This is a genomic window from Halorarius halobius (genome assembly GCF_024298865.1).
Lineage (GTDB): Archaea > Halobacteriota > Halobacteria > Halobacteriales > Haloarculaceae > Halorarius > Halorarius halobius.
Map to the genome: position 1 here is coordinate 855,864 of NZ_CP101161.1, position 22,114 is coordinate 877,977.

A 22,114-nucleotide genomic window follows, 5' to 3' on the forward strand; every position below is an offset into this window, starting at 1 on the left:
TCGGCCCGTAGTGGGCGTATGCCCGAGGAGTTGACCGACACCGAACGGGAGGCGCTTCACGCGCTGGAGTTGGGCGTCGAGCACGTCCACCGCGCGTTCGGGGCGCTCGTCGAGTGTCACCACGAGACGGGGCGGGCGATGGACCGGTTCGAGACGGCTCGCCGGAAACTGCGGGCGGCGGGTCACGACGAGTTCGCCGACAGACTACGGGACGACCTGCTTCCGCGGGGCGCCGTCGACGACCGCTGGACGTACGAACTCGTCGAGGCGTTCGACGACCAGATACGTGCCGACGCCGTCGACGTCGAGAAGCAGGTTCGCGAACGGCTCGCCGGCGGGGAGCGACACGTCACCGAGAAGGGCCAGAAGCGGGCGTGGCGGCGGCGCGCCGACCGTTAGCCGCCGAGATACGACTCGCGGATGTAGTCGTCGCCGCGGAGTTCGTCGGGCGTCCCCTGCAGTTCGACCTCGCCGTTCTCGAGCAGGTACATCCGGTCGGCGTGTTTGAACGCGAACGTGACGTTCTGCTCGGTCAGGAGGATGGTGATGGGGTCTTCCTCCATTATCTGTTCGATGCCGTCGCTGATGTCCTCGAGGATGACCGGCGCGAGGCCGATGGTCGGCTCGTCGAGGATGAGCAGGTCGGGGTCGCCCATCAGCGCACGGCCGATGGCGAGCATCTGCTGTTCGCCGCCCGACATCGTGCGGGCGTTCTGGGTGCGCCGCTCGACGAGACGGGGGAACAGGTCGTACACGAAGTCGAGGCGTTCCTCGATGACGTCCTCCGCGCGTCGGTAGGCCCCGAGCTTCAGGTTCTCCTCGACGCTCATGAACCCGAACAGGTCACGCTCCTCCGTGCAGTGTATCATCCCCTGTTCGACCAGTTCGGTCTGGCCGACGTCGGCGACCTCCTGGCCACGATACGACGCGCTCCCGTCGTAGTCGATGAACCCCGAGACGGTGTTGGCGAACGTCGTCTTGCCCGCACCGTTCGGCCCGATGAGGCCGACTATCTCGTTCTCCTCGACGTGGAGGTCGATACCCCGGAGCGCCGTCACCTGCCCGTACGACACCCGGAGGCCCTCCGCGGTCAGCACCTCGCGGCTCCCCGTCGGCTCGGTCTGTCGGGTGGTCTCCTGCTGGTCGATGTCGGTCGCCGACTCGTCGGCCGTCTCCGTGTCGTCGGCCGTCTCCGCGTCGTCGGCTCCCTCGTCGTCGAAGAACCCCCCACCGTCGGAGTCCGTGCTCATATGTCGTCACCTCCGAGATACGCCTCCTGCACCTCGGGGTCGTTCTTGATCTCCTCGGGCGTGCCGTCGGCGATCTTCGACCCGAACTGGATGACGAACGCGCGGTCGATCAGGGAGAGCAGTCCCCGCATGTTGTGGTCGACGACGATGAGCGTCATGCCGTGGTCCCGGAGCGACCGGAGCACGCTCGACAGCTCCTCCACCTCGTTCGAGGAGAGGCCGGCGAACGGCTCGTCCACGAGCAGGAGGTCCGGGTCGGTGGCGATGGCCCGCGCGAGTTCGAGCTTCAGCATGCCCGCGTGGGGGAGTTCGCCCGGCGTCTGCTCCAGTTGCTCGCCGAGGCCGACGCGCCGGCAGATCTCCTCGGCGAGCCGGCGCGTCCGGCCGCCGACCCCCGACAGCGTGAACAGTTCGTCCGGCGCCAGCGCGAGTTCGACGTTCCGGACGACCGTGCGGTCCTCGAGAGGGGCGAAGTCCTGGAACGTCCGGGACATCCCCCGTTTCACCATCTCGTGGGGTTCGAGCCCGGTGACGTCCTCGCCTTTGAACCAGACGGTGCCGTCGGTCGGTTTGTACGTGCCGGTCACGCAGTTGAACGTCGTCGACTTCCCGGCGCCGTTCGGGCCGATGAAGCCGAGTATCTCCTGTTCCTGCACGGCAAACGAGAGGTTGTCGACGGCCGTCAGCCCGCCGAACTGCTTCAGCAGGTCGTTGACGACCAGCACCCCGTCGTTCGGGCCGTACGTCGGGTCGGTCGTGGTGTCGGATTCGCTGTCAGTGCTCATCTGTCGTCACCCCGGCTGTCGGGGTCGGTGAGTTCGTGAATCTCCGTCTGCAGTTCCTCGCGGTAGTTCTGGACGATTTCACCGATGTTCGTCTCCTCGAATTTCTCGGTTATCTCCGCGTCATCAAGGTCTTTTTCCCCGCGGTTGTACGCCAGCGCGAACCGGCCCGCCCGGATGCTCGCCGGCAGGACGCCGTCGGGCAGGAAGAACAGCACGAACATCGCGGCCACGAGAAGCGGGAGCGGGTACAGCGACGCCACCGAAACCTCGACCAGCGGGATCATGACCCCTTCCATCGAGCCGATGGCTACCTCCGTCGCGGCGAACGTAATCGCCCCGACGACGGGGCCGACGATGGTCCCTGCGCCGCCCAGAATGGCCATGATGATGATGTTGATGGACAGCTGAATCGGGGAGCCGGCCTGTCCCGCGCCGCCGAGCAGGGGGCCGGGCTGGGCGATAGCCGCCGAGGAGTGGACCAGCGCCGCGCCGGCCAGGCCGCCGACCGTCCCCGAGAGGACGAACGCGAACAGCTTGAACTTCGACGGGTTGAGCCCCGCGGCGGCGACGGCGTCCTCGTCTTCGCGGATGGCGGTGAGCACGTCGCCCGCCGACGAGCGGGTGACGGCGAGCAACACGGCCAGTATCAGCCCGAACATCGCCAGCGCGAAGTAGTAGTCGTACAGTACCGCCTGCTGGAAGTCCGTCGTCGTCACCACCGCCGTCTCGGCCGTCGAGAACAGCCGCTGGGGGAGTCCCGACAGCCCGGAGGTGCCGCCGAGTCCCTCCGGCGCGATGGGGATGCCGAACACGACCAGCGAGTTGTTGAACAGGACGAGCATCTTCACGAAAATGACCGGCACGATGAGCGTGACCAGCGAGAGATACGGGCCACGGAGCCGGAGCGCCGGCAGGCCGACGAGCACGCCCGCGACGGCCGCGACTATCACGGCGAGCGGGATGGACGCGTACGCGGGGATCCCGTGTTGCATCTGGAGGACGGCGGAGCCGTAGCCCCCGACCGCGAAGAAGAACGCGTGGCCGAAGGAGAGCTGACCGGTGTACCCCGAGACCACGTCCCAGGACATGGCGAACATGATGAGGTACAGCAGGTTGATGAACGGCCCCATCTGGTTCGGGTAGAAGAACCGCGGCAGGATAATGAAGCCGACCAGCCCGAGCAGGCCGATCTGGAACCGCAGGGGCATGTTGAGCGGGTTCAGCTTCCGTAACAGCGCCTGTCGCCGCTCCTCGTTCGTCGAGCGGCGGCGGATGGATTCGTTCGACATTATTCAGCAGCCTCCCGGCCGAACAGGCCTTCCGGTTTGACGAGCAGGAACGCGATGAGCAGCACGAGCGACGCCAGGCCGGTCAGTTTCGTACTGATGACCTGTGTCGTGAACGTTTCGACGAAGCCGATGACGTACGCCCCGACGACCGACCCGCGGATGGAGCCGAGGCCGCCGAGGATGACGATGGAGAACGCGAGGATGAGCGGGCTCGTTCCCATGTTCCAAGAGCCGGCCTGTTTCATCACGAGCAGGGTGCCCGCGAGCCCCGCGAACGCCGCCGCCATCACCCACACGTAGAGGTTCACCTTCTTCGACTCGACGCCGACGAGCGCCGCGCCCTTCTTCGTCATCGAGGTGGCCAGTATGGCCTGTCCCGTCTTCGTGCGGTTGACGAAGTAGAACACGCCGATGATGATGGTCCACGACAGGACGAAGATGAACACGTCGATGTAGCGGATGCCCTGGCCGAGGAACGTCGTCCCGCCACCGATGAGCAGGTCGACAGTCAGGTCACCCGACGACACGAAGATGCGGAAGAAGTGGGCGATGGCGAACCCGATGACGAACGTCAGTATCGACAGCGTCACCGGCTGGTCCTCGATGAACTGGATGGCACCGAGATACATGACTGCACCGACGGCTGCGGCCGCCAGGGTGCCGACGACCATCCCGACTATCACCGGGAGGCCCAGGCTGTTCGACACGAGGTACGTCCCTATCGCTCCGACGGTTATCAGTGCTCCGTGCGCGAAGTTCAGCACGCCACCGACCCCGAAGATGAGCGTGAAGCCGATGGCGATAAGCGCGTACAGGGCGCTGATCGTCGTCGCGTTGATGATGACGTTGAGTATGTTCGTTTGCACCATGGTTTACTGGTTGGCTGGATGGTCGGAGGGGTAGTCGATCCAGTCGGGGTACGAGTAGTCGGCGGTCTTGTTCTGCTCCGGCGCGAAGGAGTGCATCACCCCGTAGTCCTCCCGTATCTCGGGGTCCGTCTGCCACTGCTGCCAGACCGGCACCCCGCTCTCCTTCATCGAGGTCCACTGCGGGTCGTGGGCGTACTTCGCGTCCTTCGGGGTGAACTGGAAGTCGGGGATGACGATGCCGTCGGAGAAGGTGAGCGACTCCATCGCGTTGACCATCTGGTCGGGCGACGGCTTCTGCGTGAGAGCCTCCTGTTTCACCCACGTCTCCATCGCGTGTGCGAACCCGCGGATTCCGTCGTAGGTGATGGGCCCGGAGTACACCGGGTAGGTAGGTCGATCCGAGTCCTCGTCGGTGAACCGCTTCCGGTAGCGCTTCATGAACGGCTGGGTCCGCGGCGTGTTCGTCGTCTGGGGCGTGATGGCGTTCATCGTGAACGTGTACTCGCACGCGCCGCCGACCTCGTCCCAGAAGGCGTACACCTGCGCGGGCACGGAGATACCGCCCATCTCGAAGCTCCGCTTCTGGTTGAACCACTGCTTGATGGAGGCGGTGCCGGTCAACGCCTGCGCGATGAGCGCGACGTCGGCGTCGGCCCGCTCCACCTCGTCCCAGATGGGCGTCCAGTTGGTCGTCCCCGAGGAGGTGCGCCGGACCTCCGTGTCGGACCCGCCCGTCGCGACCGGATTGACGTAGTCGCTGATGTTGCCGTCGAGCACGGACGCGAACGGGTCGAACGGCCCGATGTTCTCGATGAGCGGGGCGGCCTTCTCCCAGCCGAGCTGGTCGGCGTACAGGTTGAGGAACTCCAGTTCGGCCTTCGCCAGGTCGAAGGAGTTGATGGGCCCGGCCCGGAAGAAGTACTTGTACTTGTCGTACTGCTTGTTGACGACGCGCGACGGCTTCGGTCCCGCCGCGGCCGTACAGATGAGCGGGACCTCGTTCTGGGTCATCGGCTGGAAGCACGCCAGCGTGACCTGCGTTAGGAACGTGCCGAACGCGGCGTCGATGCCCTCCTCGCGGATGAGGTTCAGGAACACCTGGCTCGCGGTGCCGGGCGACGCCTCGGTGTTGCCGACCACGACCTCGACCTCCGCGCCCGCGATGCCGCCGTTCTTGTTCAGCTCCTCCGCGGCCAGTTTCGCACACCGGACCATCGACGTCCCGACGGGGAACGACTCCGGCGTCGGGGCGAGCACGCCGAGTTTGTACGTCTGCCCCTTCAGCGGCTGGTCGCCCGACGGCGTCGCGTCGCCCGGCAACGCCGTCGGTGTCTCCTCCGTGGGGCGCTCTTTACAACCGGCCAGCGCCACCCCCGCGGCGCCGGCCCCCGTGTACTTGAGCAGGTCGCGTCGGTCGACCCGCTGGTCGCTCGGTTTCTCGTCTGCCATGCTTCAGGTGTGATGCTGTTTTTGCAGACCACCGGAATACTATTCTGCCGTGACGTTCCGGCGGTTTATAACCCGTGACAGCGTTTCACACATAAATCCGGGGAGCGTTCCGAGCGACGAGCCGACCGACCGCCCGGCGCGCGATGTCGAGATATCCACCGGACTGCGGGACGGCGGTGCCGGATGCCCCGTGGCGGCACCGCCTCACCGGCCCCCGGTGGGGACGCGGCCCCGCGGTGGTATATCTGACCGGCCAGCCCCGGATACGACGGCGCGTTTATCAGGAGGAGGCGGAAGTCGGCTCATAAACGAGCCGTTCACTGCCCGGTCCGAGTATTTCAACCCCCACGTATTGCCCGCAGAGAGGTTACGGAGTGGCGACGTGTTCGGTACGGTGTGAACTCATGGCACGGAACGCAACGGTCACGGCACTGGTGACGCTACTCGTCGTCACGTCGATGGCCGCGATGTTCGGCGGCACGGCAGCGGCCGACCACGGACAGGATAGCGGCAACTACACGGTCAACCTCCCGTTCGACAGCGACCACTACCCACGGGACAAGAACCCCGGCGGGCCGGCGAACGCGAGCATCAACCACTACGCCGGCTTCACGCGCGAACAACTGGAGAACCGAGGCGCCAAACTGGGCGTCGAGGAACTGGACTGGATCATCGTCGAGAGCCAGGACATCAGCTTCTCGGAGTGCAAGACCGAGAACACCGCGGCGTTCGGCATCGACCGCGACAGCGACGACCCCGGCACGAAGACCGACGTCGACCTGCTCCAGTACCGCAAGTACTCGGCGTTCAAGGAACACAGCATCGTCCTCCAGTTCTTCGACGGTGACGAACTCGCCTCCCCGAGCCCCGAGGACAAGGGCGGTCCCGGCGAGAAGCCCTGGAAGGAGGGGCAGGGCCGCGAGGACGGGGACGGGAACGCCGAGGTGTACCCCGACGACCAGATCGTCGCCCACCAGGGGTACAAGTCCGGCGGCGGGGCCTGCTACAAGATGCCGAAGGAGCCCGGCTGGTACCAGATCCACGCGTACGGGAACGGTACCGCGTTCAACGGCAACCGGGTCAAGATAGACTACATGTCGCACTACTTCTACATCTGCAAGTGCGACAGCGAGCAGGAGGCGGTCGAGACGCTCGGCCCGCCGCCGTCCGCGGAGAGCAGCGGGTCGACTCCCACCCCGACCGCCACGCCCGACGGAAGCACGGCGACGCAGACCGCGACGCAGACCGCGACCGCGACGCCGGAGCCGGCCGACACGCCGACCCCCTCGCCGACGCCCCAGCAGGCGACCCCGACCGCCACGCAGGCGCCCGCACAGGGCGGCGGTGGTGGCGGCGGCTCCTCCGGCGGCGGTGGCGGCGGGAACACCGACGCCGGCAGTGGCGGCGACACCAACGCCGGCGGCGGTCAGCAGGACGTCACGCGTCGGACCGCGACCGACGGGAGCGTCCCGGTGACGCCGACGGTCGCCGAAGGCCCCGGCTTCGGTGCCGCCGCCGCGCTCGTCGCGCTCGTCGGCGCCGCCGTGGTCGCGCTCCGCCGGACCTGGTAGCGGGAGCGTCGTGGCCGTCCTCGCCGAGAGCCGTGTTCACCTGGAACATCCCAAATTCCGGTTCATTACCGGATACTGCCGGGTTTTGATGATTGTAGTTTCTGAGTAGTTGCGAAGGTTCTTATTCGCGTAGTTGTTTCGCCCGGACAGATGACAGACGCACGGAACCGTTCACGGAGTCTCTTCCTCGTCGCACTGGTCGCCGTGACCGTCGCCGGGGTCGGACTCGTGGCCGCGACCGGAAGCGTGGCCGCGGACCACGACAGTTCGGCCAACTACACGGTCCACCTGCCACAGGAGAAGGGCCACTACCCGAAGGACAGCGCCGACACGAGCATCTGGCACCTCGCGGCGGTGACCGACAGCTTCGAGGACACCTCCTCGCAGAAGGGGTTCGAGGAGGCCGGTACGCTCGTCATCGAGAGCCAGGCCGTCGACTTCTCGAACTGCGGGACGTCGAACACCGCCGGATTCGGCCTCGACCGTGACAACGACTCCCCCGGCACCAAGACCGACCAGGACCTGCTCCAGCACCGCGAGGACTCGTCGTTCAACGACCACTCCATCGTGGTGAAGTTCTTCGACGAGGGGGACCTCGCCGGGTCGCCGGTGAGCATCAACGCCAACGACCAGATCATCGCCGTCCAGAACGACTGTTACAACATGCCGAACGAGCCGGGCTGGTACCAGATATTCGGCTCGCTCAACGGCACCGGCTACGACGGTAGCAACTTCGAAGTGGCGGTGAACTCCCACTACTACTACATCTGCGAGTGCGACAGCCGCCAGCAGGCGGTCGAGACGCTCGGCCCGCCGCCGTCCGCCGAGGGTAGCGGGTCAACGCCGACCGCCACCCCCAGTGGGAGCACGGCGACGCCGACCGCCACCCCCGAGCCGACCGACACGCCGACACCCACCACGACGCCACAGCCCCAGCAGAGCACGTCGACGCCCGAGTCGGACACGAGCGACGACGAGCCGACGGCGACCGCGACGTCCCGGCCACAGCAGAACCAGGGGAACCAACAGGAGTCGAACCAAGGGAACCAGCAGGGGTCGAACCAGCAACCCGCACAGCGGACGGCCACCGGGACCGGTGACGCCGTCCCGGTGACGCCGACGGTCGCCGAAGGCCCCGGCTTCGGTGCCGCCGCCGCGCTCGTCGCGCTCGTCGGTGCCGCCGTGGTCGCGCTCCGGCGCACGCGATAGTCCCGTTCCCGCGGCCCCCGGAGGCCGCCGCTGACGGTTTCGGGGGAAAACGACAATACCTATAGGCCGGCGTTTCTACCCATCGAGCATGCAACGGCGAGTCGCGGCGATATACTTCGTCTTCTTCCTCGTCATGGGGGCCAGCGCGTACTCGGTCATCGCGCTCGCTGACGCGCCCGCGGTCGAGGTGTCCGGCGAGACGTACAGCGACGGCGACACGTTCACCGTCGGCGACCGGCAGTACCTCGTGCAGGTCGGTACCGAGCAGTCCAGCGGCGGTGGCGGCCACGGCGGCGGTGGCGGCGGCACCACCTACGTCGGCAACCTCACCTACACGAACTCGTCGTACCAGTTCTCGGCGACGCTGGGGAACAACTCGACGGTCCAGTACCGGGACGCCGAGTACCGCGTGCTCGTCGAGAACGAGTCGAACGCCTTCACGCTCCGCGAGGAGTTCAACGTCTCGGGCATCCTGATGAACGACTCCGCCGTCTACAACACGACGACCCGGGTGAACGGCGAACCGCACGTCACCTACCGGGAGAACAACACGAACGTCCCGCTCGACGAGTACCTCCCCGAGCCCGCAACCGAGCGGTTCAGCGAGGGCGACTCGATGCAGTACCAGGGCAACGAGACCACCGTCGCCAGCGTGACCGCAAGCGAGGCGACGCTGACGTGGACCGGTGAGCGTGACGAGACCGTCGAACTCTCGGAGGGGACCAACGTCACGCTGTCGGGCACCCAGTACTTCGCTCACTTCTCGGGCCACGGCGACGGCGCGCAAGTCACCATCGCCCCCACACAGGAGGCGTACCCCGCCTATACCGCCCAGCTCAACCGCGTCGACTACTTCGACGAGCGGATGAACGGGCTGTGGGGCGTCGTCATCCTCGCGGGCATCGCCGCGCTACTGGTCGTCTCGATGGCGCTGATGCCCGTCAAGGGCTGACCCCCTTCTCGACTCGCCGCGTTCTCGCGTCACTACGTCGGCCGCGGGTCGAAGACGCGGGCCGAGTGGGAGTCGAACCACGGTCGGACGTGCTCGCTCACGCCGTTCGCTCCGCGCGACCTCCCTGATTCAACTCCCACCTGATGTCTCTGGTCGCTCACTACGTTCGTGACACGGAGAAGCGGGCCGAGTGGGAGTTGAACCCACGACCGTCCGGTTAAAAGCCGGACGCTCTGCCGGGCTGAGCTATCGGCCCTCGGGTCAGGATTGCGCTGTCCTGTGGTAAACAGTTTCGATTGGCCACCTTCCGGCAACAACAGTTATGCGCGATACTGTGCGTAGCCGGCCGTACCCATGGCACTCCTCGAGAGACTCAAGGACATCGTGGGGAGCGACCAGCGCGTCTACGACTACGAGTGCGTGAACTGCGGCGCGGTGTTCCAGTCGCCCCACGCCGACCTGTCGAAGGTGACGTGTCCCGAGTGTCGCGGGACCGACGTGACCTCGTACGCGCCGTAGCGCCGGAGGGTTCATCCTCCCGGCCCTATCACCGTCGAGCATGGACCGCCGCGGGTTCGTCGAGCGATTGCTGACGTTCGACACGACCGACGGCGAGGAGGCGCCCGCACAGCGCTGGCTCCGCAACCGCCTCGACGAGTTGGGGTTCGAGACGTACGAGTGGACCGCGGACCCCGACGCGCTCGCGGCCCACCCCTCGTTTCCCGACGAACCGGAGCCGTCGTTCGCGGACCGGCCGAGCGTCGGCGGCGTCATCGAGTTCGACGACAGGGGGCCGACGCTGGTGTTGAACGGCCACGTCGACGTGGTGCCGGCCGACGAGGGCGTCTGGACCGGCGACCCGTTCGTCCCGCGGTGGGACGGCGACCGTCTCACGGCACGCGGCGCCGCCGACATGAAATCGGGGCTCGCGGCCTGCGTGTTCGCCGCGCTCTCGCTCCGGGACGCCGACGCGGACCTGGGGGGCCGGGTCGTCGTCGAGAGCGTCGCCGGCGAGGAGGAGGGCGGCGTGGGGGCGGCCGCCGCGGCGCTCGACAACCCGTACCCGTTCGAGCGCGACGCCTGCATCGTCGCGGAGCCGACCGAACTCCGGCCGGTCGTCGCCACCGAGGGGAGCGCGATGATGCGACTGGAGCTGACCGGCCGGTCCGCACACGCCGCGACGCGGTGGCGCGGCGAGGACGTCCACCCTCACTTCGAACGGGTCCGCGAGGCGTTCGCGGCGCTCGAACGCGAGCGGTGCGAGCGGGTCACCCACCCGCTGTACGACGAGTACCCGGTGGCGTGGCCCGTCGTCTGTGGCACCGTCCGCGCGGGGTCGTGGGCCTCGACGGTGCCCGCGCGTCACGTCTCGGAGTGGCGGCTGGGCGTCGCGCCCGGCGAGACGGTCGCCGACGTGGAGCGGGCGTTCCGCGAGCGACTCGACGAGGTGGCCGCGGACAGCGAGTGGCTCCGCGAGCATCCGCCGACGTTCGAGCGGTTCTCGGTGCAGTTCGAACCGAGCGAGGTTCCGGCGGACGCGCCCGTCGTCGAGGCGGTGCAGGCCGGGATGGCCGCGGAGGGCCTCGAGGACACCGACCCGCGAGGGGTGACCTACGGCGCGGACGCGCGCCACTACGTCGGGGCGGGAGTCCCGACCGTCCTGTTCGGCCCCGGGAGCATCGACGAGGCGCATTACCCCGACGAGACGGTCGACTGGCGCGATGTGGAGACGAGCGTTGCGGTGCTGACCGCCGCGGCGGAACGCTACCTGTCGAAGTAGTCGTCGAGCGCGTCCGCGACGATGGCCTCGGGGTCGGCGTCCTCCAGGGCGGCGCGGCGCCGGAGTTCCCGGTACGTCGCCGGCGGGAGAGCGACGTCGAGGCGGCCGAGTTCGACCCCCTCGGCGCGAAGCGCCGCCTCGACGCTCTGCCCGTCGTTGACGCTGGAGGCGGCCGACCGCACCTCACGAACCGTCATGTCGTGGTCGAGGACCGCCCACGCGAGCAGGAACCGCGCCTCGCCCGAGACGCGAGCGATGTGCTTGGCCGCCGTGGGGGCGATGCGCCCGAGCGCGACGTACCGGCGCACCGAGCGGGGGAGGTCGTGGACCCGTGCCCACTTGCGGATGAAGGCGATGGTCGCGTCGCCGCCCGCGCGCTCGGCGGCGGCCTTGTACGACCCCTCGCCGCGCACCAGCGCCGCACACGCGGCCGCGCCACGCAGCATGTAGACGTTATCGTCGCCGCCCGCGGTGTTGTTCGAGAACTTCCGGACGGTGTCGGCGGCCTCCTGCAGGCTCTCGGGGTCCGTCGGGTCGAACCGCGCGGCGTCCTCGCCCGCCACGTCCCGGCGGATGACCGGTTCGCCCACCGGCGACTCGCGGTCGGTCGGTGGGTCACCATCGCCTCGACGGTCTACCATCGACTCGTGGTTGGGAAAGCGAGAATAAAAGCCTCCTGTCGCGTGTGCGCCGTCGGCGTCAGCCCGACGCGTCGGCTTCGACGCGCTCCTCGCCGTCCTCCGCGGGGTCGTCCTCGGCCGCCTCCCGCTCGGAGGTGTGTTCCCACACCTCCGCACAGCCACAGCCGTCCTCCACGCCCTCGAGGTGGCTGGTGTCCACGTCCGCGTACCGCTCGTCGCGCGACTCATCGTCCTCGCTCATCGTTCCTCTCCCCCGTCGTACAGTTCCGGCGCCGCGTCGGCCGGGGGAACGCTCTCGTCGTGCCGATGCTCGCTCATCGGTGAATCGCACGGCCCCGCCGGGGATAAGGTCGCTCTCACCTGTAATCGCTACCCGTGCTGGCGCCTCTCGGAGCATGTTGCCGGTTGTTCGGGCGGAGCGTTCGGTCGATAATCGCACGACTGCGACCGTTCGAGCCGCGAACGGGCGTCACCGCGTCCGGTGACGCGCGGCAACGGGCGTCGGGAGCGCCGTGTTTACGCCCCGGGCGGGCCTGCTGGGGGTATGGTCACCTCGGTCCATCAGCTCGACGACGGCGCGTGGGTCAGCGTCAACGACAGCCGCGAGGTGAACGTCTCGGACCTCTGGTTGCTGGCGCGCTCGGGCGTCTGCGACTGCGAGCCGACGGATTTCCTCGCCGAGGGGTTCGTCGCGGTGAGCGTCGACTGCGGCGTCGTCGAGGGGCGCATCGCCGGCCGGTGTATCGCCTGCGGGACGAGCGGCGTCACCGACTGGCTGGAACTGGGCCGGGCCGACCCTGAGACCGGCGCGTTCCGGCGCGTCGTCCCCGACAGCGCCCACGTTCCCGAGCGTCGGGTCCGACTGGCGAGCCCCGCGGCCGACCGTCCCGAGTAGCGGCAACGCCGTCCGGAACGGGGGAGCAGGGGGGAAGGTTGACGCTGGAGGCGTCGGTTTATGCGGCGGGAGCGTGCGGGTGGATATGCCGAGCAAGGTCGAAGGCTGGAAGGACGAGGTCTACGGGAACGACATCCGTGACCGTCTCTTCGAGTTCGCCGACGACGGGTGGGAGGCCATCCCCGAGGACGAACAGGACGAGTGGTTCGAGCGGTTCAAGTGGTGGGGGCTGTACCACCAGCGGAAGGGCCAGGAGAGCTACTTCATGATGCGCATCGGGACGCCCAACGGCGTCCTGAAGCCGGGGCAACTGGAGGTCGTCGCGGAGGTGGCCGACGAGTACGCGCGGGGGCCCGTCGACAACCCCGAGTTCGGCGCCGCTGTCTGTGACTGGACGACCCGCCAGTCCATCCAGCTCCACTGGATAAAACTCGAGGACGTGCCCGAGATATTCGAGAAACTGGAGTCGGCGGGGCTGTCGACCCAGCAGGCGTGTGGCGATTCCTGGCGCAACATCGTCGGCTGTCCCGTCGCCGGGAAGGACACCCACGAGTTCATCGACGCCTGGCCCGTCGCCGAACAGCTCCACGAGCAGTTCAAGGGCGACGACGACCACGCGAACCTCCCCCGGAAGTGGAAGGTGTCGGTCACCGGCTGTACGGAGGGCTGTGGCCAGGGGGACATCAACGACCTCGCGTTCGAACCGGCCGTCAAGGAGATAGACGGCGAGGATGTCAAGGGGTTCAACGTCCGCGTCGGCGGCGGCCTCGCCCGGAAGGAGCCGCGCTTTGCCCGCGACATCGACGTGTTCGTCACGCCCGACGAGGCGACCGAGGTGGCGGGCGCCATCTCCGCGCTGTTCCGCGAGCACGGCGACCGCGAGGACCGGTTCAACGCCCGCATCAAGTTCCTCGTCGACGAGTGGGGGACCGAGAAACTCCGCCGCGTCCTGCAGGAGGAGTTCGTCGACGACGAGTTGAAGACGGCGGGCGAGGACCTCCGCGAGCAGTACACCTACAACGCCGGCGAGGGCGACCACGGCGACCACGTCGGCGTCCACGAACAGCCGGACGGCAACTACTACGTCGGCCTCTCCGTCCTGGTCGGCCGGCAGGGCGTCGACGACGTGTACGAACTCGCCCGTCTCGCCGACGAGTACGGCTCCGGCGAGGTGCGGCTCACCCAGCGACAGAACGTCATCATCACGGACGCCCCCGAGGAGAAGCTGGACGCGCTACTGGACGAACCCCTGCTCGACGACTACTCGCCGGACCCCCACCCGTTCATGCGCGGCTCCATCGCCTGCACCGGCACCGAGTACTGCTCGCTGTCCATCGTCGAGACCAAAAATCGGATGGTGCGGTACGCCCGCTGGCTGAAGGAGAACGTCGACGTGCCGGCGGGCGTCGAGGACTTCCACATCCACCTGTCGGGCTGTACCGCCTCCTGTGCCCAGCCGCAGATAGCCGACGTCTCCCTGCGCGGGATGAAGACCCGCAAGGACGGCGAACCGGTCGAGGCGTTCGACGTCGGCCTCGGGGGCGGTCTCGGGGAGAACCCACAGTTCGCCGACTGGGTCGAGATGCGCGTCGCGGCCGACGAGGTGCCCGGCTACGTCGAGAACCTCCTCGACGTGTACGAACAGGAGCGCGCCGACGGACAGAGCTTCCGCGAGTTCGTCGCCGAGCGGGACGACGACGAGTTGACGGGGCTCGCCGACCCCGAGGAGACCAGCTACGAGGACCCGTACATGCACAACACGAAGATGACGTGGTACCCGTACGCCGACGAGGACGAGATGGCCCAGAGCCCCGCACCGACCGACGGGCAGGGTCAGCCGCTCGCCTCCGACGACTGACTACGGGATTCGCTCGGTCAGGAACCCCACGGCGACGACGGCGACGACGAGGTGGAGGAACGCCAGCACGAGCACGCCGCCGGTCGTCGCCCCGGGGAGCGCGGGCGCGACGACGACGTCGGGCACCCACGAGACCACAAGCACCGCGCCGGCGACGAGCGTGAACGTCCGGTCCGGGTCGGCGACCACGCGCCACAGCACCGCGTACACGAGCGTCGCGCCGACCACCCCGATGACCGTGAACAGGGTCGACGGCCCGTAGCCGAACGGGTCGAACCCCGGCGCCACGTCGAGTACGCGGGCGGCCGAGACGACGAGCGCGACCGCCACGACCGCGACGACCAGCGCCGAGAGGCCGCGTCTCGCTATCTCCCGGTCGTCGGGCCGGTCAGCGTTCCCGGAGGACATGTCCGGAGCGTCGACGTACCGACACGTAAACGCTCCCCCGGTCGCCACGCTTACGCCGGCCGCCGCCGTCGTCCCGTCATGGCCGACCGCATCATGACCGTCAACGCCTACACGACGCTGGACCTCGTGGACGCCGCCGCGGAGGGCCACGGGTTCGAGGAGGAGGCGTTCGCCACGGTCAACGTCACCACCCCGCGAACGGACCCCGACCACGTCGAGGTCGCCGTCGAGTTGGACAACACCGACCTCGACAGCCTGCCGGCACACGCCGACCGCCTGCGGCTCACCCCCGAGCAGGCCCGGGAGCTGGCGGCCGCCCTGGAGTCGGAGGCCGAATCGGTCGAGGACGCGCGCGACGGCGACGACTGACTTTTCACGCGCACGGTCCAACCGGGCGGCATGGACGACCGGATACGCGAACACGCCGAGACGCTGGTCGACTGGAGCGCGCGGGTCGACGCCGGCGACGACGTCGTCGTCTCGGTCGGCGAGGGCGCCCACGAGCTGGGCGTCGCCGTCGCGGAGGAACTGGGCGAGCGCGACGCCAACATGCTGGCGACGTACGCCTCCGGCGAGATGAGCCGGGCGTACCTGCGCGCACACGGCGGCGAGTTCGAGGATGACCCGGCCTACGAGCGGGCGCTGTACGAGGAAGCCGACAGCGTGCTCCTCCTCTCGGGGAGCCGCAACACCGCGGCGGCGGCTGACGTGCCCGGCGACCGGCGGCAGGCGCGGAGCCGCGCGCGACAGGGCATCCGCGAGGCGCGGCTCGCCACCGACTGGGTGTCGACCGTCCACCCGACGCGGGCGATGGCCCAGCAGGCCGGCATGAGCTACGAGGCGTACCAGGCGTTCGTCTACGACGCCGTCCTCCGCGACTGGGCGGCGCTCGCCGACGAGATGGCCCGACTGAAGGAGCTCCTCGACGACGGGGAGGAGGTCCGAATCCGCAACGAGGGCACCGACCTCACGATGCGCATCGACGGCCGCACCGCCGTCAACTCCGCGGCGTCGGTCGCGTACGACTCCCATAACCTCCCCTCGGGCGAGGTGTTCACCGCGCCGTACGCGACGGCCGGCTACGTCACCTTCGACGTCCCGCAGACGGTCCGGGGCACCCGCGTCGAGGACGTCCGGCTCACCTTCGAGGAGGGCGAGGTCACCGACTACGAGGCCGCACGGGGCGAGAGCGTCGTCGAGGAGATACTCGACACCGACGAGGGCGCGCGCCGCCTCGGCGAACTCGGCGTCGGAATGAACCGCGGCATCGACCGCGTCACCGACAACCTCCTGTTCGACGAGAAGATGGGCGGCACGGTCCACCTCGCGTTGGGTCGGGCGTACGACGCGAACCTCCCCGAGGGCGAGGCGGGCAACGACTCGGCGGTCCACGTCGACCTCATCACGGACATGCGCGGCGAGTCGACGCTAGAAGTCGACGGCGAGGTACTCCAGCGCGACGGCGTGTTCCGGTGGGAAGACGGGTTCGACGGCGACTGAGACCACTCCCCGCCACGCATTTCCGCCGCGCCCCCGAATCCTCGGGTATGCCATCGCCGGTCGAGTTCCTCGACGGACTGATTCACGAACCCTCGCAGGTCGACGACGATGGGGTCTCGCTCACCGCCGGGCAGGTGTACCGCATCACCGAAGCGGGCCAGGCCGACTTCGGCGGCGAGGAGTACGCCGACCCCGCCACCGAACCGGTCGACACCGAACGCCGCGACGCGGCCGACGAGTACGGCTGGTGGGAACTCGACGCGGGCACCTACCTGCTCGCGTTCAACGAGTCGCTCCAGAGCGCCAACGTCTCGTTCGTCCTCCAGCCCCACGAGCGACTGCTCGCGCTGGGTGCGAGCCACCCGACGGCTCACGTCACCGACGTCGGGCCGGTGCCGCTGTCGGTGCCGGAAGCGGGCGTCGCGCTCAAGGAGAACGCGCAGGTGTCGCGGCTGGTCGACACTGACTGAACGGTAACGACGGTTCGTCGCCCCGGTCGGATCTGCTCCTGCTCGCGGCTCACTACGTTCGCCGTTCGTCATGCCGCGGCCTCCCTGCGGTCGGCCACGCTACGCCTCGCGTGTCGCTCCCGCCGGTCGCTCGTGCCGCGCTACTCACGGCTCCCTTCGGTCGCCGTTCGTCATGCCGCGGCCTCCCTGCGGTCGGCCACGCTACTCCCACCACTCGCTCCGCCGCACCGACGGGTCGTCGCTGGCCAGCGGCGACGGGAGTTCCTCGTCGGTCAGACCGAACCCGCGAGCCAGCCAGAAGCCGACGTGCCAGCCCCGCGCCTCGGTGTCGACGCCAGCGACGACGATGTGCAGTCCAGTGAACGTCTCCAGCGCGCCGTCGCCGTCGGGGTCACGACCCCGGAGCGAGCCACACGACCCCGCGCCGGCGGTGCAGGGCGCCTCCTCGCCGAAGGCGACGACCACGTCCGCCGCGGTGCGGTTGTCCGTCCGGACGAACGAGACGTTGTCCGGGACGGTGCCGTCGGCGCCGTCGGCGAAGTAGCCGAGCGCGCCCTGCACCTGCCGTTCCGTCGCGTCACGCTCGTCCGCGGAGACGTTCGCGTAGTCGACGTACACCGACAGCTCAGGGTCGGGCCACGGCATCGCGCGCTCGGTCGCGTCCGGCTGGGGGAGCGTCGTCAACTGCGAGCGGTGTTGCATCACCTGCTCGGGCGCGTCGCCGTGGTGGAGCCCGAGCGTGTGCCCGAGTTCGTGTTTCAGCACCGACACCGTCGACTCCGTCGAGTAGTTGTCCCGCACCCGGACCACGACCGGGCGCCGGACCTGTTCGGGGTCTTCGAGGATGGGCGCACAGCCGGCCGTGTAGCTCTCCGAGCCGCAGTTCTCGATGCTGTCGACGATTCGGACTTCGATGTCCGGGTCGGGGGCGTCGGACGCGAGCTCGTACTCGACGGGGAAGCCGGCGTACTGCTCGGCGTTCGCCTCCCAGTAGTCGAGCGCCTCGCGGACCATCGGCCGGAAGTTCCGGTCGCTCTCCGCGGAGACGTTGACCGCGACCGTCAGCGTCCGCTCGCGGAAGTGGTTGTCCGCGTCGCCCGACCACGTCGGCGACGGCGACCCGGTGTCGCCGGTCCCGACGGGGGCCGAACAGCCAGCGAGGACCAGCAACGCGGCGACGACTCCGACCCGAACGCGCATTCCTCCCACGCTACGACGGCCTCGGGAAAGACGCTTGCGGCCCTCCGATGGGCTTAGGGTTGACCGGGGCGTACGTCCGGTCGGCAGAGGGTGCCCGGCCGCCGCGACGACGTGCCTCTCGCGAGGCACGCTCGCGAGGAAAGTCCCCCCACCAGCCGGGCAGGTGACCGGGTGCAAACCCGGAGCGGGAGACCGCTGGCTATGGAACAGCAACGACACGTCCCGTCCCGAGCGATGAGGTGCGCGACCCGACCCGCGAGGCGAGGAAGCTAACCCACCGAGCGCGAGGCGCTCTGCGCCTCGGACCGGGCGAGCGGCCTCGGCCGCGACCCCGCGAGACGGACGGGGACCGATGGAACGGTGAATCCTCACCGGTGCAAGCCCGCCGCAACCAAGGTAGCCCGGATTCCCGCGGCGGGTGCTCAGCCGAATGCCGGGTGGAAACAGAAGGGGGCTTACTACCCTCAGCCGAACCTTTTTCCACGGCGAGCCTCCGGCTCGCCGGGAAAAACGTTCATGAAAAAGACACGGCGGGCCTCCCGTCGCGGCGCTCGCTCTACTCGCGCCGCGGTCGTCGGCCCTTGGTCCGGGGGCCTCACTACGTTCGGCCGCGGTGGAACCGCTCGGCGCTTCGCGCCTCGCGGATGCTACAGAAACCGCCGAACGTCCGCGACCGCGTCCTCGTGGTCCCAGTAGGCGTCGTCGGGCACCGACTCGAACCACGCGACGGTCATCTCGTCCCACGGGCCGAACGCCGGGGCCTCGGCGACGGGGCGACCGTCGACCGGGTCGGTGCCGACCACCACGTCGTGAGTCGTGGTCACCCGGTCGCCGTCTTCGTCGTGGTGGGTGATGCGGGCGACCCGCTCGATGCCTGCGACGGCGGGCGCGTCGCCGGTCAGCGCCGCGGCGAACCGCTCTGCGGTGACCACCCAGTCATCGTCCGGCGCGACCGTCGTGTACGGCAGTCGCCAGCCGTGGGGAGACTCCATCAGGAGGACGGCGTCGTCGCTCCTGGCACCGATGGCGACCATGCCGGCGATGGAGTCGAAGTAGTCGAGCGCGTCGGCGTCGTCGACGACCGTCTCCTCGCTGGAGGCCACGCCGGCGGCGCCACGGAGGGTCTCGGGGTCCGAGAGGACGTCCATCCGCCCGTGGTTCCGAGAGCGGGACCGAAAGTCTGGCGGGCGTGTGCGGAGCTGTCACGTGGAGGCTACTCCCCGAACCACTCCGAAAGCGCCGCGCTCGTCGCCATCTCGACGACGCCGAACACGACCGCCGGCAAGCTCGCCACCGGTGGGAACCCGGCAGCGACGACCAGCGCCGCGGCGACGGCGAAGTCGCGCATCCCGACCGACAGCGTCGCCGCCACCCGCGTCCGGCGGTCGAACGGTGCGGCCGCCAGCCACCCGCCCGCGTAGCCCGCGAGGTTGAGCGCCAGCGCGCCGGCGAGGACGGCGGGGAGCAGGCCCGCGTTCGCCCGGACGACGCCGGCGTTGGCGGCCGTGACGACGCCGATGACGAGCACGACCATCAGCGCCGACACCGACGGGTAGCGGTCGTCGTGGCGGGAGACGCGGTCGGGAAACCGGGCGCGGGCCGCGACGGCCACCAGCATCGGCCCGACGACGGCGAGCAGGAGGTTCTCGACGACGCGACCGGCGGGGACGGGCACGTCCGCGACCAGCAGGGCCACCCACCCGGGTACGAGTGCGAGACTGCCGAGACCGACGGCGACGAGCACGACCGTCGAGAGCGCCGTGTCGCCGCCCGCCAGTTCGGTCATCGTCGGCGTGACGAGTTCCGGCGTCACCGCCCCGAGGACGACGAACCCCAGCGTGAGGTGTGGACCGAGTCCGAGCAGGCTGGCGACGGCGAACGCCACGAGCGCCATCCCCGACTGCGCCAGCAGGACGACGCCGACGGCCCGCCGGTCGACGGCGCGGAACGCGCCCGGCGACAGCGTCAGCGACACCGACCCGACCATCACCGCCAGCATCGGGAGCGTCAGCGCGGTCAGCGCGGACAGCGACGGGACGAGTGCGCCGACGGCCACGGACAGCAGGACGAACCCGAGCAGGTGGTCGTCGACCGCGCCGAGCAGTCGGTCGACCGCTCCGAGGGGCCGGTTCGCGCTCACGCCCGCTCGCTGACCCGCTCGGCGATGGAATCGAGGTCGTACGCTTCGTCGTCCTTGTCGAAGACGGTCTCCCCGTCGACGCGAACCTCGAACACGCCGCCGTCGCCCGGACGGAGCGCGACCGTCTCGACGTTGCGCCCGAGCAGTTCGAGCAGGTGTCGCTGGGTGTCGACGGCCCGGTCGAGGTGTCCGCACGGCACGCAGTACTCGATTTCGACGTGCGTCATGGGCGGACGATGGGCCACCAGCCCCGTAAGTCCGGGCGAAGGGTCGACTCACCGGGTGAGCACGCGCTCACCCCGGGCTTTTGGCCCACCGGCCCCTCCGGCCGGTATGAGCGACACCTGCACCGCCGGCTGGTGTGCCGACGCCGACTGGTGTTCGGTGACCTGCGCGGCGGCCGTCCTCGACGGGAAGTGGCACCCGGTGGTCGTCCACCGCCTGCTGTCCGACGGTCCGCAGGGGTTCGCGGCGCTGTCGGCCGTCGACGGCCTCTCGAACCGGGTGCTGTCGGACACGCTCGACGACCTGCGCGACGAGGGCGTCGTCTCCCGGCGGGTCGTCAGCGAGGAGCCGTTCCGCGTCGAGTACGCGCTGACCGAGAAGGGCGCGGCGCTGGAGCCGGTCGTCGCCGCGATGGCCGACTGGGGCCGCGACTACGCCTGACGGAAGCCGACCAGGTCGGCGTCGTGCTCGCACCGCTCGATTGCGTCGTCGAGGTCGAACGACGCCACCAGCTCGCCGTCCTCGATGACCGGCTCCAGCAGGGGGTCGCCGTCCGCCGGCGCCGGCCGGTCCGCGAGCGCCACCTCGTGGCCGCCGTCGGGCGTCCGGTACACCTGCTTGGTCCCCGAGAGCTTACCCCGCTTGGCGGCCGGCTCGCCGTCCACCTCCACGATGTCCAGCGCGAAGTCGACCGGGTCGGCGTTCGAGATGTACGAGCCGACGCCGAACCCGTCGGCCACGTCGCGCAACGAGCGGACGGCGTCGGCGGTGATGCCGCCGGAGGCGAACACCCCCACGTCCTCGAAGCCACGGGCGTCGAGTTCCCACCGCACCTCCCGCACGATGTGGCGGAAGTCGCCGCGCCGGGAGCCCGTGGTGTCGAGTCGGACGGACTCGAGGCCGTCGACGGCCTCGGCCGCGCGGACCGCCTCGTCGGCCTCGTCGGAGTAGGTGTCGACGAGCGCGACCCGCGGCACCTCCGGCGGAACGTACTCGTCGAACGCGCGCCACGCGGCCTCCTGGTTCCCTTTCCCGAAGCATATCATCAGCGCGTGGGGCATCGTTCCGCCGGCCTCGCGGCCGATGACCTCGCCGGCCGCGACGTGGGAGATGCCGTCCATCCCGCCGACGAGCGCCGCCCGTTCGAGCGCGGCCGCGCTCGCGGGGTGGACGTGGCGCGCGCCGAAGGAGAGCGCCGCCCGGTCCTCGGCGGCGGTAGCTACCTCCCGCGCGGCGGTCGCTTGCCCGCTGGCGGGCGAGAGGAACCCGAGAAGCGAGGTTTCGAGTTCGCAGAAGTCGAGGTAGTTGCCCTCGATGCGGAGCACGGGACCGCCGTCGAACAGCGTCCCCTCCGGGAGCGCGTGGACGTCCACGTCGCGGCCTTCGAGCAGGTGGGCGGCGTCTTTCAGGCCGGCGAACACCTCGAACTCACCCGTTGGAAACTGGTCGGCCGTCACCTCGGCGACGACGTGGGGGTTCCGGCCGGCACCCTCCAGCGCCTCGCGGGTGCGCTGGAAGTAGGCGTCGGTGGCCCGTCCCTCGCTGATGGCGTCGGACGGGACGATGTCGAACATGCCCGGAGATGGGCGACGACGGTGGAAAAAACCCGCTGTCCGCCGGCCG

The 22,114-nt window shown here is 69.3% G+C and carries 25 protein-coding genes, 1 tRNA gene and 1 other RNA gene; 13 read left to right on the plus strand and 14 right to left on the minus strand.

The genetic code is table 11. The features are described from left to right. Positions 1–18: 18 nt before the first annotated feature. On the plus strand, positions 19–399 hold the full coding sequence (locus NL112_RS04615; protein ID WP_255151458.1) for a hypothetical protein: 381 nt from the start codon (positions 19–21) through the stop codon (positions 397–399). Here NL112_RS04615 and NL112_RS04620 read toward each other — a convergent pair. The 5 genes from NL112_RS04620 to NL112_RS04640 are packed head-to-tail and all read right to left on the minus strand — an operon-like array spanning position 396 to position 5,642. Beyond that, entirely contained in the window at positions 396–1,250 is an 855-nt protein-coding gene (locus tag NL112_RS04620; protein WP_255151459.1) for an ABC transporter ATP-binding protein, read from the minus strand. The genes NL112_RS04615 and NL112_RS04620 overlap by 4 nt on opposite strands. Next, a complete protein-coding gene (locus tag NL112_RS04625) occupies positions 1,247–2,035 on the minus strand; it encodes an ABC transporter ATP-binding protein (RefSeq protein WP_255151460.1) in 789 nt (262 codons plus the stop codon). The genes NL112_RS04620 and NL112_RS04625 overlap by 4 nt, the downstream gene beginning before the upstream one ends. Further along, positions 2,032–3,324 (minus strand): branched-chain amino acid ABC transporter permease, encoded by a 1,293-nt coding sequence (locus NL112_RS04630; protein ID WP_255151461.1) that lies wholly within the window; start codon positions 3,322–3,324, stop codon positions 2,032–2,034. Before NL112_RS04630 ends, NL112_RS04625 begins: the two co-directional genes overlap by 4 nt. Continuing rightward, a complete protein-coding gene (locus NL112_RS04635) occupies positions 3,324–4,193 on the minus strand; it encodes a branched-chain amino acid ABC transporter permease (protein ID WP_255151462.1) in 870 nt (289 codons plus the stop codon). The genes NL112_RS04630 and NL112_RS04635 overlap by 1 nt, the downstream gene beginning before the upstream one ends. Positions 4,194–4,196: 3 nt before the next feature. Then, entirely contained in the window at positions 4,197–5,642 is a 1,446-nt protein-coding gene (locus tag NL112_RS04640) for an ABC transporter substrate-binding protein (protein ID WP_255151463.1), read from the minus strand. A 404-nt stretch (positions 5,643–6,046) separates the two neighbouring features. On the opposite strand from NL112_RS04640, the gene NL112_RS04645 reads away from it, so the two are divergent. The 3 genes from NL112_RS04645 to NL112_RS04655 all read left to right on the plus strand — a co-directional run bounded on the left by NL112_RS04645 (position 6,047) and on the right by NL112_RS04655 (position 9,374). Further along, positions 6,047–7,213, plus strand: a complete 1,167-nt coding sequence (locus NL112_RS04645) for a PGF-CTERM sorting domain-containing protein (protein ID WP_255151464.1) — start codon at positions 6,047–6,049, stop codon at positions 7,211–7,213. 150 nt (positions 7,214–7,363) lie between these two features. Continuing rightward, positions 7,364–8,422 carry a PGF-CTERM sorting domain-containing protein gene (locus NL112_RS04650; protein WP_255151465.1) on the plus strand — a complete coding sequence of 353 codons (1,059 nt, stop codon included), beginning with the start codon at positions 7,364–7,366 and terminating at the stop codon, positions 8,420–8,422. An 88-nt stretch (positions 8,423–8,510) separates the two neighbouring features. Beyond that, entirely contained in the window at positions 8,511–9,374 is an 864-nt protein-coding gene (locus NL112_RS04655; protein ID WP_255151466.1) for a hypothetical protein, read from the plus strand. Positions 9,375–9,556: 182 nt separating this feature from the next. Here NL112_RS04655 and NL112_RS04660 read toward each other — a convergent pair. Next, positions 9,557–9,630, minus strand: a tRNA-Lys gene (locus tag NL112_RS04660). A 98-nt stretch (positions 9,631–9,728) separates the two neighbouring features. On the opposite strand from NL112_RS04660, the gene NL112_RS04665 reads away from it, so the two are divergent. Both NL112_RS04665 and NL112_RS04670 read left to right on the plus strand, forming a co-directional pair. Next, positions 9,729–9,893, plus strand: coding sequence for an FmdB family zinc ribbon protein (locus tag NL112_RS04665; protein WP_255151467.1), 165 nt, complete (start codon positions 9,729–9,731; stop codon positions 9,891–9,893). 40 nt (positions 9,894–9,933) lie between these two features. After that, positions 9,934–11,154: a M20 family metallopeptidase gene (locus NL112_RS04670; RefSeq protein ID WP_255151468.1), complete on the plus strand. Its 1,221-nt coding sequence runs from the start codon at positions 9,934–9,936 to the stop codon at positions 11,152–11,154. On the opposite strand, the gene NL112_RS04675 is transcribed toward NL112_RS04670, so the two are convergent. Together NL112_RS04675 and NL112_RS04680 are read right to left on the minus strand one after the other, a co-directional pair. Further along, positions 11,139–11,795: a DUF7119 family protein gene (locus NL112_RS04675; RefSeq protein ID WP_255151469.1), complete on the minus strand. Its 657-nt coding sequence runs from the start codon at positions 11,793–11,795 to the stop codon at positions 11,139–11,141. The two genes, NL112_RS04670 and NL112_RS04675, sit on opposite strands and share 16 nt — an antisense overlap. 58 nt (positions 11,796–11,853) lie before the next feature. Next, positions 11,854–12,036: a DUF8595 family protein gene (locus tag NL112_RS04680; RefSeq protein WP_255152636.1), complete on the minus strand. Its 183-nt coding sequence runs from the start codon at positions 12,034–12,036 to the stop codon at positions 11,854–11,856. A gap of 303 nt (positions 12,037–12,339) precedes the next feature. On the opposite strand from NL112_RS04680, the gene NL112_RS04685 reads away from it, so the two are divergent. Both NL112_RS04685 and NL112_RS04690 read left to right on the plus strand, forming a co-directional pair. Then, complete coding sequence (locus tag NL112_RS04685) at positions 12,340–12,690, plus strand: DUF8134 family protein (RefSeq protein ID WP_255151470.1); 351 nt, start codon at positions 12,340–12,342, stop codon at positions 12,688–12,690. 85 nt (positions 12,691–12,775) lie between these two features. After that, positions 12,776–14,548 carry a nitrite/sulfite reductase gene (locus NL112_RS04690; protein WP_255151471.1) on the plus strand — a complete coding sequence of 591 codons (1,773 nt, stop codon included), beginning with the start codon at positions 12,776–12,778 and terminating at the stop codon, positions 14,546–14,548. On the opposite strand, the gene NL112_RS04695 is transcribed toward NL112_RS04690, so the two are convergent. Next, complete coding sequence (locus NL112_RS04695) at positions 14,549–14,956, minus strand: DUF6069 family protein (RefSeq protein ID WP_255151472.1); 408 nt, start codon at positions 14,954–14,956, stop codon at positions 14,549–14,551. Positions 14,957–15,034: 78 nt separating this feature from the next. Between NL112_RS04695 and NL112_RS04700 the strand changes: the two genes are divergently transcribed. Genes NL112_RS04700 through NL112_RS04710 form a run of 3 tightly spaced genes read left to right on the plus strand, consistent with a single transcriptional unit; the run spans position 15,035 to position 16,926 of the window. After that, positions 15,035–15,325 carry a DUF6360 family protein gene (locus NL112_RS04700; RefSeq protein WP_255151473.1) on the plus strand — a complete coding sequence of 97 codons (291 nt, stop codon included), beginning with the start codon at positions 15,035–15,037 and terminating at the stop codon, positions 15,323–15,325. Between the two features lie 30 nt (positions 15,326–15,355). Then, on the plus strand, positions 15,356–16,456 hold the full coding sequence (locus tag NL112_RS04705; RefSeq protein ID WP_255151474.1) for an aminopeptidase: 1,101 nt from the start codon (positions 15,356–15,358) through the stop codon (positions 16,454–16,456). Between the two features lie 47 nt (positions 16,457–16,503). After that, entirely contained in the window at positions 16,504–16,926 is a 423-nt protein-coding gene (locus tag NL112_RS04710; RefSeq protein WP_255151475.1) for a dCTP deaminase/dUTPase family protein, read from the plus strand. Positions 16,927–17,127: 201 nt separating this feature from the next. Here NL112_RS04710 and NL112_RS04715 read toward each other — a convergent pair whose 3' ends face one another. Next, complete coding sequence (locus NL112_RS04715; RefSeq protein ID WP_255151476.1) at positions 17,128–18,126, minus strand: zinc metalloprotease; 999 nt, start codon at positions 18,124–18,126, stop codon at positions 17,128–17,130. An 82-nt stretch (positions 18,127–18,208) separates the two neighbouring features. Here NL112_RS04715 and rnpB point away from each other — a divergent pair. After that, an RNA gene (gene rnpB / locus NL112_RS04720) (RNase P RNA component) lies at positions 18,209–18,596 on the plus strand. Positions 18,597–18,773: 177 nt separating this feature from the next. On the opposite strand, the gene NL112_RS04725 is transcribed toward rnpB, so the two are convergent. The 3 genes from NL112_RS04725 to NL112_RS04735 all read right to left on the minus strand — a co-directional run bounded on the left by NL112_RS04725 (position 18,774) and on the right by NL112_RS04735 (position 20,493). Then, positions 18,774–19,274: a hypothetical protein gene (locus NL112_RS04725; RefSeq protein ID WP_255151477.1), complete on the minus strand. Its 501-nt coding sequence runs from the start codon at positions 19,272–19,274 to the stop codon at positions 18,774–18,776. Between the two features lie 65 nt (positions 19,275–19,339). Beyond that, complete coding sequence (locus NL112_RS04730) at positions 19,340–20,266, minus strand: bile acid:sodium symporter family protein (RefSeq protein ID WP_255151478.1); 927 nt, start codon at positions 20,264–20,266, stop codon at positions 19,340–19,342. After that, a complete protein-coding gene (locus NL112_RS04735) occupies positions 20,263–20,493 on the minus strand; it encodes a SelT/SelW/SelH family protein (protein WP_255151479.1) in 231 nt (76 codons plus the stop codon). Before NL112_RS04735 ends, NL112_RS04730 begins: the two co-directional genes overlap by 4 nt. A 106-nt stretch (positions 20,494–20,599) precedes the next feature. Here NL112_RS04735 and NL112_RS04740 point away from each other — a divergent pair, with 106 nt between their 5' ends. After that, complete coding sequence (locus NL112_RS04740) at positions 20,600–20,932, plus strand: winged helix-turn-helix transcriptional regulator (protein ID WP_255151480.1); 333 nt, start codon at positions 20,600–20,602, stop codon at positions 20,930–20,932. On the opposite strand, the gene NL112_RS04745 is transcribed toward NL112_RS04740, so the two are convergent. Further along, positions 20,923–22,065, minus strand: coding sequence for a nicotinate phosphoribosyltransferase (locus tag NL112_RS04745; protein ID WP_255151481.1), 1,143 nt, complete (start codon positions 22,063–22,065; stop codon positions 20,923–20,925). The genes NL112_RS04740 and NL112_RS04745 overlap by 10 nt on opposite strands. Between the last annotated feature and the right edge of the window lie 49 nt (positions 22,066–22,114).

What these genes read in the sequence shown, in the direction of transcription:
- NL112_RS04680 (WP_255152636.1), bottom strand. Translation starts at nt 12,036, where the DNA reads ATGAGCGAGGACGATGAGTCGCGCGACGAGCGGTACGCGGACGTGGAC.
- NL112_RS04620 (WP_255151459.1), bottom strand. Translation starts at nt 1,250, where the DNA reads ATGAGCACGGACTCCGACGGTGGGGGGTTCTTCGACGACGAGGGAGCC.
- NL112_RS04690 (WP_255151471.1), top strand. Translation starts at nt 12,776, where the DNA reads ATGCCGAGCAAGGTCGAAGGCTGGAAGGACGAGGTCTACGGGAACGAC.
- NL112_RS04655 (WP_255151466.1), top strand. Translation starts at nt 8,511, where the DNA reads ATGCAACGGCGAGTCGCGGCGATATACTTCGTCTTCTTCCTCGTCATG.
- NL112_RS04685 (WP_255151470.1), top strand. Translation starts at nt 12,340, where the DNA reads ATGGTCACCTCGGTCCATCAGCTCGACGACGGCGCGTGGGTCAGCGTC.
- NL112_RS04645 (WP_255151464.1), top strand. Translation starts at nt 6,047, where the DNA reads ATGGCACGGAACGCAACGGTCACGGCACTGGTGACGCTACTCGTCGTC.
- NL112_RS04705 (WP_255151474.1), top strand. Translation starts at nt 15,356, where the DNA reads ATGGACGACCGGATACGCGAACACGCCGAGACGCTGGTCGACTGGAGC.
- NL112_RS04735 (WP_255151479.1), bottom strand. Translation starts at nt 20,493, where the DNA reads ATGACGCACGTCGAAATCGAGTACTGCGTGCCGTGCGGACACCTCGAC.
- NL112_RS04675 (WP_255151469.1), bottom strand. Translation starts at nt 11,795, where the DNA reads ATGGTAGACCGTCGAGGCGATGGTGACCCACCGACCGACCGCGAGTCG.
- NL112_RS04745 (WP_255151481.1), bottom strand. Translation starts at nt 22,065, where the DNA reads ATGTTCGACATCGTCCCGTCCGACGCCATCAGCGAGGGACGGGCCACC.
- NL112_RS04715 (WP_255151476.1), bottom strand. Translation starts at nt 18,126, where the DNA reads ATGCGCGTTCGGGTCGGAGTCGTCGCCGCGTTGCTGGTCCTCGCTGGC.
- NL112_RS04665 (WP_255151467.1), top strand. Translation starts at nt 9,729, where the DNA reads ATGGCACTCCTCGAGAGACTCAAGGACATCGTGGGGAGCGACCAGCGC.
- NL112_RS04700 (WP_255151473.1), top strand. Translation starts at nt 15,035, where the DNA reads ATGGCCGACCGCATCATGACCGTCAACGCCTACACGACGCTGGACCTC.
- NL112_RS04725 (WP_255151477.1), bottom strand. Translation starts at nt 19,274, where the DNA reads ATGGACGTCCTCTCGGACCCCGAGACCCTCCGTGGCGCCGCCGGCGTG.
- NL112_RS04640 (WP_255151463.1), bottom strand. Translation starts at nt 5,642, where the DNA reads ATGGCAGACGAGAAACCGAGCGACCAGCGGGTCGACCGACGCGACCTG.
- NL112_RS04740 (WP_255151480.1), top strand. Translation starts at nt 20,600, where the DNA reads ATGAGCGACACCTGCACCGCCGGCTGGTGTGCCGACGCCGACTGGTGT.
- NL112_RS04710 (WP_255151475.1), top strand. Translation starts at nt 16,504, where the DNA reads ATGCCATCGCCGGTCGAGTTCCTCGACGGACTGATTCACGAACCCTCG.
- NL112_RS04670 (WP_255151468.1), top strand. Translation starts at nt 9,934, where the DNA reads ATGGACCGCCGCGGGTTCGTCGAGCGATTGCTGACGTTCGACACGACC.
- NL112_RS04650 (WP_255151465.1), top strand. Translation starts at nt 7,364, where the DNA reads ATGACAGACGCACGGAACCGTTCACGGAGTCTCTTCCTCGTCGCACTG.
- NL112_RS04635 (WP_255151462.1), bottom strand. Translation starts at nt 4,193, where the DNA reads ATGGTGCAAACGAACATACTCAACGTCATCATCAACGCGACGACGATC.
- NL112_RS04615 (WP_255151458.1), top strand. Translation starts at nt 19, where the DNA reads ATGCCCGAGGAGTTGACCGACACCGAACGGGAGGCGCTTCACGCGCTG.
- NL112_RS04630 (WP_255151461.1), bottom strand. Translation starts at nt 3,324, where the DNA reads ATGTCGAACGAATCCATCCGCCGCCGCTCGACGAACGAGGAGCGGCGA.
- NL112_RS04625 (WP_255151460.1), bottom strand. Translation starts at nt 2,035, where the DNA reads ATGAGCACTGACAGCGAATCCGACACCACGACCGACCCGACGTACGGC.
- NL112_RS04695 (WP_255151472.1), bottom strand. Translation starts at nt 14,956, where the DNA reads ATGTCCTCCGGGAACGCTGACCGGCCCGACGACCGGGAGATAGCGAGA.